The 8,048-nt window shown below is 43.7% G+C and carries 7 protein-coding genes; 2 read left to right on the top strand and 5 right to left on the bottom strand.

What is annotated here, in order from left to right:
- On the top strand, window positions 1-660 hold a 660-nt coding region (locus ACWNM1_RS08565), incomplete at its 5' end, for an SDR family NAD(P)-dependent oxidoreductase (protein WP_449600658.1).
- Between the two features lie 319 nt (window positions 661-979).
- On the opposite strand, the gene ACWNM1_RS08560 is transcribed toward ACWNM1_RS08565, so the two are convergent.
- Both ACWNM1_RS08560 and ACWNM1_RS08555 read right to left on the bottom strand, forming a co-directional pair.
- Window positions 980-1,603 carry a hypothetical protein gene (locus tag ACWNM1_RS08560; protein WP_449600657.1) on the bottom strand — a complete coding sequence of 208 codons (624 nt, stop codon included), beginning with the start codon at window positions 1,601-1,603 and terminating at the stop codon, window positions 980-982.
- A gap of 421 nt (window positions 1,604-2,024) precedes the next feature.
- The gene (locus tag ACWNM1_RS08555) at window positions 2,025-2,909 is read right to left on the bottom strand and encodes a LysR family transcriptional regulator (RefSeq protein ID WP_449600656.1); all 885 of its coding nucleotides are present in this window, start codon (window positions 2,907-2,909) and stop codon (window positions 2,025-2,027) included.
- Window positions 2,910-3,019: 110 nt separating this feature from the next.
- On the opposite strand from ACWNM1_RS08555, the gene ACWNM1_RS08550 reads away from it, so the two are divergent.
- Window positions 3,020-4,405 (top strand): MFS transporter, encoded by a 1,386-nt coding sequence (locus ACWNM1_RS08550; protein ID WP_449600655.1) that lies wholly within the window; start codon window positions 3,020-3,022, stop codon window positions 4,403-4,405.
- Between the two features lie 23 nt (window positions 4,406-4,428).
- Here the strand turns inward: ACWNM1_RS08550 and ACWNM1_RS08545 are convergent, their stop codons facing one another.
- From ACWNM1_RS08545 to ACWNM1_RS08535, 3 genes are all read right to left on the bottom strand, one after another.
- Window positions 4,429-5,640: an MFS transporter gene (locus ACWNM1_RS08545; protein WP_449600654.1), complete on the bottom strand. Its 1,212-nt coding sequence runs from the start codon at window positions 5,638-5,640 to the stop codon at window positions 4,429-4,431.
- Window positions 5,627-6,811, bottom strand: a complete 1,185-nt coding sequence (locus tag ACWNM1_RS08540; protein ID WP_449600653.1) for an MGDG synthase family glycosyltransferase — start codon at window positions 6,809-6,811, stop codon at window positions 5,627-5,629. The genes ACWNM1_RS08545 and ACWNM1_RS08540 overlap by 14 nt, the downstream gene beginning before the upstream one ends.
- A gap of 204 nt (window positions 6,812-7,015) precedes the next feature.
- Window positions 7,016-8,029 (bottom strand): zinc-dependent alcohol dehydrogenase family protein, encoded by a 1,014-nt coding sequence (locus tag ACWNM1_RS08535; RefSeq protein ID WP_449600652.1) that lies wholly within the window; start codon window positions 8,027-8,029, stop codon window positions 7,016-7,018.
- Window positions 8,030-8,048 lie beyond the last annotated feature (19 nt).

Raw genomic sequence — 8,048 nt, 5'->3', positions numbered from 1 at the left:
TTTGCTCAAGAAGGCGCTATCGTTATTGCCGCAGATATCAATGAGGCAGCGCTAGAGAAAGTAAGCCAGAAACAGAATGTTTATGGAATGAAATTGAATGTTGCCTCAGATGAGGATTGGAAAGTGCTGGCAAAGGAAGTACATGATCGTTTTGGTAAGATTGATATTCTTGTCAATAACGCAGGCATCTCTTCTGAAAAGCCATTTGATCAAATCGATATTGAGGATTGGCAGAAAATCAATTCCATCAATGGTTATGGCCCGTTCGCTGGGATTAAACATGTCGCGCCTTATATGGCAGCTCAAAAGAAAGGTTCGATCATCAATATTTCTTCTTATACAGCTCTGATCGGTCAAGGCTTTAATCACTACTCGGCATCCAAAGGCGCAGTTCGCGCATTATCTAAAGCGGCTGCTACAACCTTCGGCCGTCAAGGCGTACGGGTAAACACTCTATTCCCTGGAATTATTGAAACGCCAATGACTCAAACATTAAGTACTTCAAAGGACTTGCTAGACCGATTGATTCAGGCAACACCTTTGCAGCGTTTGGGTCAAGCCATCGATATTGCCCAAGCGGCGCTATTTCTGGCAACAGATGAATCTTCATACATTACAGGTTCGGAAATAGTCATCGATGGAGGATACTCAGCTCAATAACGATAATGACAGCCCTCAAGTTAAATGAGGGCTGTCATTTTTTCATTACAACGCCATTAGAAGATCCATATGAGTAAGAAAATAACTGCAATTATTGCCACCACGATGAACAGATTGGTTACCTCGCTCCAAAATCCAGGAACACCTTGTGTATGATATTTTTGCGCATTGACATCATGGTTTGCTTTATGACCCCCAGGGTCCGACACATTTGGATTAGGTCCTGGATCAAAAAAGTCAGACATTGAAATCAACACCTTTCTCGATTATAAGCCATATTATACCAGTTAATTCCCTTTTTAAAAATAAACTCCTTTGCTCAATTCATTTGAGAATAAAAATAAGGTAAGTGTTTCTTTGATAGAGCTTTTTCGATTAGTTCTTGATCGTAGCCATATTTTTGCAATGCAGAAATAATCGCTTGTGTCCTGTCTGATCGTTGTCTTCTTAAATTAGATTCTAGCTGTATTTCTAGAGGAACCGTAGGAATAGTGTACCGTCCAATTGTCACATTCCTAAAATGATTCCAAATGAATTGTCCACCTTCCCATATCCCATCACCGTCCATAGAATCAGGAATTCCCGCTGAATTGGAGATATGAACGACTTCCACTTTAAACCCATCGATGATCCAACTCCCCTTTGTCCATGAGAAGCCCGAAGAAAAGGTCTGAGTGTATGTAGGTTCTTCTAAAGAGGATAACCAGTTCTCCCCATGAGGGAATTCACATTTATCCAGCAAGGAATATTCCTTCAGAAGTTCTGCAAATTGTGCAATCCCTCCTTTATTTTTTGTATAAATATCAACGTCTCCCGGAGTCATTTCACAGCCCTGTAAAACCGAGCCTACCGAGCCCACCAAGATCCATTCTAATTTCGAATTCACTTCCGATGAAAAATAAAGCTCACATACCTTTGACAATGCTGTTTCCCAGCTATTCATAATTCCACCCCAAATTGACTAGTAAGTTCGAGTACATGAAACCTTAATAACCTCAGATGCGTTAAAGAACTATACAAATTCACAGGAGGTTTTTAAAATGAGATACAGTGCTGCAGGCGCGCGAATAACCTGTCCTTGTTGTCAAAACGATACCTTTCATCTGGATTATAAACTGCTTAACACAAGCGGAGCATCCTTTCTAGGATTTGACTGGGCGAATAAAAACGCTGCTATACTTATTTGTAAGAGATGCACCCATATTTCATGGTTTATGGAAGAACCAACATCAGATAACTAAACACTACCGGATTTTTCTACATCTTCATTATAAAATATTTCTATAAACTATGCGTCCTTGAGCTGGATGCAATTGTTCTTTTGCATCCAGTTAAATACCTCTAGATAACCATCCCCAATTGTCTTAAACCTCTTTGTATAACGATCCGAAATATTCTACAACTACCTCACGAAATTCCAAAGCAGCCCGCGAAATGTACCGACTCTTGTGCCATATTAGAGCAATTTCCCGTACCAATTCGTGATTCTCTATTTGGAGATATTTGATGTCTTCCCGTGAATTTCTAGCTGTACTTGGTATGAAGGCAAGACCAATCTCAGCTTCCACAAGAGTGATTAACCTTGCAGGTTCATCCCCCTCATACACATATTTAGGCGTAAATCCAACCGATTGGCACACTGAGTCTATTAAATCCCGAGTTCCATAACCACTCTTAACTCCGACGAACCATTCATCTCTCAGCTCTATCAAAGATACGCTGCTTCGATCTGCCAACCGATGCCCCTTAGGAACCGCTACAAGGATTGGGTCGATAAATACGACTTGGCATTCGATGTCGTCCCCTTCTATAGGGGGTGAGGACAAGCAGAAATCCACCTCTCCTCTATCCAAAAGTGTAACCATTTCCTTCGTAGTCAGCATCTGCACATGAAATTGAATATCAGGTCGCTTTTTTCGAAACTCGCGAAGGATATTGGGTAATGTACTGGCGGTGGTCACTGCTAACTCAAGCGTGTTATGTTCCGGGTGAGATAAATCGCTAAGCTCCTGCTTCCCCTGCTCCAATTCAAACAAAGCTCTTTCTGCACGGCGAAGGAATCTGCTTCCGAACTCATTCAGACGCAGGTTCCGCCCTACTCGATCGAATAAAGGGACTCCTAGATCCTCCTCCAAGCGCTGTATTGTTTTACTAAGTGATGATTGAGTAACGTGCAGATTTCGCGCAGCTTCAGTCACATGCTCCAACCGAGCTACCGCGAGAAAATATTGCAGCTGTAGAAGTTCCATTTCGCACCCCATTCATTCCTTTAAGTCAATGAGAATATAACATAAAATGCGTTGGAATGAATAATTAAAATCAAGTAGGATGACATTAATACGCTTTAGGGGGACACAAAATGAGTGCTCGGAATTGGTGGTTAATGATTTCAGTGGGTCTAGGGATACTATTGAACCCATTAAACTCTTCAATGGTTTCTGTTGCTATTCCAAGATTTCAAAATGTATTCCAACTTGACTATACAGGTGTTTCTTGGATTATTTTTTCTTTCTACATTGCTAGTAGCATCGCTCAACCCGTCATGGGAAAGGCCAGCGATTTATTTGGTAGGAGGAAAATATTTCTTACCGGGCTTGTAGTAGCCTTCATTGCCTCATTATTAGCTCCATTCGCACCAAACTTCGCGTGGCTCCTCGTGTTCCGCATTGTGCAAGCCATTGGAACAAGCATGATGGTTGCCGTTGGGATGGCTATAGTGCGAATTCATGTAACGGAAAAACAAGCGACAGCGCTGTCTGTTTTGTCCATCTTCCTATCCGGTGCGGCAGCCATTGGACCCTTTATTGGCGGGGTTATCATACACTGGTGGGGCTGGCCCGCTATCTTTTTCATCAATATTCCATTTGTGGTTGTGAGCTTTCTATTGTCTTGGAGAAATATCCCTAAGGAAAACTCGTCATTAACCGTTGCACCGGGCACGTCCCTTCGCAAATGGTTCGGTTGGATAGATGGATCAGGGATCCTGCTCTTCACAATGGGTCTGGTTGCCCTGCTCATTGGATTGCTCTCAGCAAAATCATCTGGACACATTGCCTTAGGAAATATCATTGTTTCACTGATAGGACTCGCTCTGCTAGGGGTATTCGTACGACATGAGTTAACAGCGACTTCGCCTTTTATCCCTTTACGCACATTCGCCAAATATCCTGCAATGACATGGGTTAATGTGGAATTCATGCTCGTTAACGTACTCTTTTACTCACTCTTTTTCGGAGTTCCGTCCTACTTGCAAATGGTTCGCCATGTCAGCGAGTATCAAACAGGGATACTTATGCTAACCTTAGGCCTATGCTCTCTAGTTACTTCTCCAATAGCCGGACGATGGATCGATAAATCCGGACCAGGACCGGCACTACTAGTGTCTGCAATATTGATGACTGCGGGATCGGTATGGCTCGTGACATTGAATCAATCTTCACCGGTTATTAGCGTGTGCCTGGCTTTGGCTGCATTCGGGATTAGCAATGGGTTGAATAATGTAGGTATGCAAGCAGCTTTGTTCCAAAGTTCACCCAAGGAAATGATCGGCGTAGCATCCGGTTTATTTAATACTTCAAGATATTTGGGAACCATTCTCTCTTCCTTGTTGATAGGCATCGTAATGAGAGGCAAGTTCAGCTTTGAGGGGTTTCAAGTACTTGGGATTATTCTCACGATCATTGCATTGTCTTTGGTATTCATGAGTCGGCGGCGCCGGAAGTCAGGGGAGCTGCAGGAGTTATGAAGAGTCTATTAAATAAATCTTAACTATGATACATTCGGAAGCTTCTTGGTTACTCTGTTTCTGTGAATAAATAATCGGGCGGGAGATAGCAAGTAGACAACACTTATTAGTCCAAACAAACAGGCACTGACTTGAAAAGGCAGCAATTGATTCCCTGTGCTTCCCAGCCAGCCCCCAATTAGAGGACCAATAACCACTCCTAAACCCTCTATGGAAAACAATAATCCCCAGCTAATCCCCACGGAATCTTCGGGAATGTAACTGGCCATTAAAGCATTCCAAGAGGGAAGCAAAGCAGCATAAGCACACCCCAGCAGAAGCGATAGCCCAATGGCGGCGGAGAAGGAATTAATAGAAGTTAAGCCAAATAAGGCAACTGCAAATACGCCGAACCCAATGACAAGGAACCACTTTCCTCCGACTTGATCAAACCATTTTCCCATAGGTACAAGAAATAGAACTACGCCTGCTCCTCCCATAAATAACATGATAGACAACTGAGAATGTGAAAGACCCAGATGCGAAATAGCAAAGCTTGTTAGAAAAGGGACTAGTATCCCGCCCGCTGTAGTCTGCAGCAGCATGCCAGGGACCAGAAATCCGCCCTTTTTTACTTTGTTCCATAGAGATACAAACTGCTCACCTACGGATATATTCACACTCTGCACCGAGACCTTGTTCATCTTTACAAGACCTACCATGATCCAGCCCGCTACGAAAAATAATCCAATGACAGCAAGGGACAGTGACAGCCCACCACCAATTAACAAATTCATCATTACGGGACCCAGACCTAGACCAGCCATCCAGTATACGTACAAGGTTCCCATCTGTTGTGCTCGTTTTTCCTCTGATACCTGGCTCATACATAGGATCCAGATCGGTGAGAATCCAGCACCCAAGCAAGCAGAGGCTACAATAAGCATCCACGAACTATGCGTTGTCACCATCAATAACAGTCCAACGAACCCAAGAAAGAACCCTCCATGAAGCACGGTACGTCCAGGATATCTATCCAAGAGATAGCCGATGAAGCTTTTGATCAAGCTGTCCGTTAAATAGTGTACGGAGACCGCAATGCCAACTACTGACGCTGTAAGCCCCCAACTCGTCAATAAATAAGTGGGTAAGAACGTGATTAGGACAGCCCCTCTTATCCACTCTATAAAAAAGAGAATCATTGCGAGGCGGGTAAACGTCTGCTGTTGTCTTTCTTTCTTCCTAATAATATCCATGAATCGTCTTCGCCTGCCCTTCAACAAGCATGGATTTTGCTGCGGGAACAGACAGCTGACGCAATTTAATAGCCTCTAAAGCTTCGGTAACGATAGCATCCGAGGCTGATTTCCGCGAAAAGACCTTCATATGCTGTTCCCTTTCATCTCTGTACGCCATATGCTCCAATCGCTGGAGCTGCTCTACTAACTGCTCCTCATTTCGTGCAATCTCTATCAAATGCTGCCCAGATAACCATTCTGCATTACCTGCCTCCTGACCAGGGAGTGGTCGATAGACGATAACTGGAAGTGTTTGAGCCATCGCCTCAGTCAAGGTAATCCCACCAGCTTTGGTCAATAGACAGGAAGCTATGCACATCAGTTCCTGCATTTCTTCGGTATATCCCAAAATGTGAACTCGAGGGTTCTCTTGAAAAAGCTCCCCCGTAGCTGCTCGAAGCTTATGATTATTCCCGCACAATACGATAACATCGAAGCTTGATTGAAGCAGTACTCGTTTTATTAAACCGCCAATGTCACTTAAAACGCCGTAAGCTCCTGCCGCTAGTAATAAATATTGACGATTTCCTTTTAACCCATGTTTGCGCAAAAGCGCTTTACGATCCTGAGACTGTTCAAAAGCCTCCCGAATGGGAATCCCACTGACCACAAGCTTCTCTTCAGCGATCCCTGCTGACATCAGAGTCGCCTTCATGCTTTCTGAAGCGATAAAATATTTCGTCGTTCGTGGGTGAAGCCATCTGCCATGAACTACATAATCCGTCATAACCGTGAACAGAGGTATTCGACTTCCTGTTGTTGAAGCTAGTTCAGCAGCAGCCAAATAAGGAAAGGTATGAATAATAATATCCGGCTGTATCTCGTCGATGATCCTTTGTACTTTTTGTTTGCCCATAGAATGGATGAGTCTACCCATGAACTGCTCTGGCCTCATCTTGCTCGTCATTGTGTACAAGAATCCATAAAATTCTTGCGTATACCCTGTGTTGTTTAAATAGAACCTTCGGGATAGCTCATTTAAGGTAGGGTAGACTGCTGCGAATAGATCCAGAGTTGTAATCCGACTAATCCCCCGACGTCTAAATGAATGTTCGATGGCCTCAGCCACTTTCATATGCCCGTCCCCAAATGCCGACGTAACAATAAGTACTTTAGGATCTGTGTTCATGACAAAGCTCCTTTTTCTCATGGCCTCCTTTAACTCTAACTCTGAATCGTAAAGGGATAGTGAAGGGATTCTCAACTGAATATTAATTTCAATATTTTTCTAAAGAGAGACCTCGTCGCAGCCAGCTTTTGCCCACAAAAAAAACGATGACCTATGGCAAATAGCCAATAGTCATCGTTGTTGTACGCCTACTATGATTTAATACTACCTCTCGTGCACAATAATCCCTTTAGAAACACGCAGTTTCGGATATTCGCCCATGATGTCCGGTATATCTTTCAGCGAAAACTGATGGCTAATCAACGACTCAATCTGAACGATCCCCTTCTCAATTAACGCAATCGATTCCTCATGGGTATACGGATTAATGAAAGAGCCCATGATGTTCAACTCTTTTGTAAAAATTTCGAATGGTGAGACTTGAATCAACGTGTCCGGGGAAGCAACTCCAAACATTAAGACTTGTCCACCCTTACGTGATGCCTTAACAGCCAGTTCCATAGAATCTGCACGGCCAACACATTCGATGACAATATCGAATTGATGATGGAGAGCTTCCATCACACCTTCTGCTGCAGGAGATACGGCTTCATCCGCACCTAATTCGACTAATCGGTCATGTTTGAACACTTCTGGCTCACTGACAATAATCCCTTTAACACCCGCAGCTTTTACGAGTTGCAAGAACAATTGACCAATAAAACCTCCGCCGATAATCAGGACTTGGTGTGCCTTACGGATATCCAGCTTCTTATAACCGTGAAGTACACAACCTAAAGGTTCAATCATCGCACCTTCAATCCAGCTCATTTCATCAGGTAGCAAGTAACAGTTCGCTACAGGAACAACACAATACTCGCCCATGCCACCATCACGAGTCACCCCAACAGCCTGCAAGTTATCGCATAAATGTACTTTTCCATTCCGGCAAAAATAACAGTTACCACAATAGATGTTCGGATCAACCGATACACGGTCCCCCACTTGTAAGGTCGTAACCTCTTCACCCACAGCCACTATTTCGCCCGCAAGCTCATGTCCTAACACAATCGGAGCTGTCACCTCCGCAGACCCTGGGTATCCATGATAAATATGCTGATCTGTACCACAGATCCCGCAGCATTTCACTCGAAGTTTAACTTCTTTGGAGCCAACAGCCGGAGCTTCCCAGTCCTTAAATTCAATGTGCTTAGTTCCTTGAAATACAGCCGCCTTCATCTTAACTCATCTCCTTAAA

The organism is Paenibacillus sp. Marseille-Q9583, from assembly GCF_976954365.1.
Note: the sequence above shows the minus strand (reverse complement) of the source record. Positions and strands in the feature narration are given on the sequence as shown.